The sequence below is a fragment of the Halomonas sp. LBP4 genome, assembly GCF_003202205.1.
Taxonomy (GTDB): Bacteria; Pseudomonadota; Gammaproteobacteria; order Pseudomonadales; family Halomonadaceae; genus Halomonas; species Halomonas flagellata.
Genome location: NZ_PDOG01000029.1, coordinates 1 through 1582, shown reverse-complemented (window position 1 = coordinate 1582; position 1582 = coordinate 1). Strand labels below are relative to the sequence as shown.

Sequence of the window (1582 nt, the reverse complement as noted above, 5' to 3'; positions counted from 1 at the left end):
AGGGTGCCGGCGGTGATGATCAGGGCGATGAACGAGAAGAAGGCCACGTTGAGCGGCAGGCCGAGCAGGTTGCCGAGCTTCATCTCGCGTTCGCTCCTCACGAAGCGGGAGAAGTCGCCGAAGTTGATCACCACCGCGGCGAAGTAGGCGACCATGGTGCCGACGATGGCCAGGAAGGCGACGATGCCACTGCCGGAACGTTCGCCGCCACCGCTGAAGATGGTGGCGATGGCGGGCAGCAGTTCGCTGCCGGCCTGGACCCAGACCACGATCATCAGGGCCACCATCACCAGGTAGACCAGCGGGCCGGCCCAGTTGAGGAAGTGCTTGATGCGGTCGATGCCCTGCCAGAAGATCGCGATCTGGAAGATCCACACGATCACGAACGACACCCAGGCCACGCCCGACAGGCCCAGGAGCGTGCTGCCGTCGCCGGCGCCGAACAGGGCGGTGATCAGCAGCGCCACCGCGGTGGAGGCGAAGTAGGTCTGCACTCCGTACCAGAAGATGCCGATGATCGCCCGCAGCATGGCCGGCAGGTTGGCCCCGCGCACCCCCATGCTGGCGCGGATCATCACCGGAAAGGGGACCCCGTACTTGACGCTGGGCTTGCCGGTCAGGTTGACCAGATACATCACGATGACGCCGGCCAGGATGATCGCCGCCATCACCGCCCAGCCGTTCAGCCCGTAGGTCAGGAACAGCGAGGCCGCCAGGGTGTAGCCGAACAGGCTCTGGATGTCGTTGGACCAGACGTTGAAGATTTCGAACCAGCCCCAGGTGCGCTTGCTGTGCGGTATCGGGGCCAGGTCCACGTTATGGAGCGTCGAGTCGATGCTCTTGATTTCCAGTTCGCCGTCCATCCTGAAATGCTCCCTGTGCTGAAGGGTTGTCTCGTTTTCTGCAGCATAAGGTAGTCAGGGGGAATCCGCCTGCGATGAATATTGCGTCGCGAGAGGCGTCGACCATCACGATACCCCGAGCCAAGTGGCTCGGGGTATCGTGTTCAGGGGCGTAGGGGGACGCCCTACGGCTGGGTTGGCGCCACCGCCATCTGATGGTTGCGCATCAGGAAGTGGTAGAACAGGCCGCCGAGTCCGGCACCGATCAGCCAACCGTACCCATTCAGGTCGCTGAGGGCGGGAATCAGCACGGTGGAGATGGAGAACAGCGCCGCCATGCCGAAGGCCGCCAGGGCCTTGCTGTTCCAGCCCTTGACGTAGTAATAGGCGCCAGCGGGGTCGGAAGAGAACAGCTGCTCCATGTCCAGGTGCTGACGCTTCACCAGGTAGTAGTCGACCACGATGATGCCGTAGAAGGGCGCGACGATGGCGCCGAGCGCATTGACGAAGCCGGGCACGCCGATCTGGCTGATCACCGAGACCCACAGCGCGCCGACGAAGAAGGCAATGACCGCCGTGATCAGCCCGCCCATCTTGAAACTGATCTTGCTGGGAAAGAGGTTGGCCAGGTCGTAGGCCGGCGGGATGAAGTTGGCGACCAGGTTGATGCCCACGGTGGCGGCGAAGAAGGTCAGCGCGGCGACGATGGTCAGCGGCAGCGAATCGACGCGCTCGACGAT

The 1582-nt window shown here is 63.5% G+C and carries 2 protein-coding genes; both read right to left on the bottom strand.

What is annotated here, in order from left to right; genetic code table 11:
• A partial coding sequence (locus CR157_RS21980) for a cytosine permease (protein WP_181422155.1) occupies positions 1-863 on the bottom strand: 863 nt, incomplete at its 3' end.
• Between the two features lie 164 nt (positions 864-1027).
• Positions 1028-1582, bottom strand: a 555-nt coding sequence (locus CR157_RS21975; protein WP_181422154.1) for a cytosine permease, incomplete at its 5' end; no start/stop codon positions are given.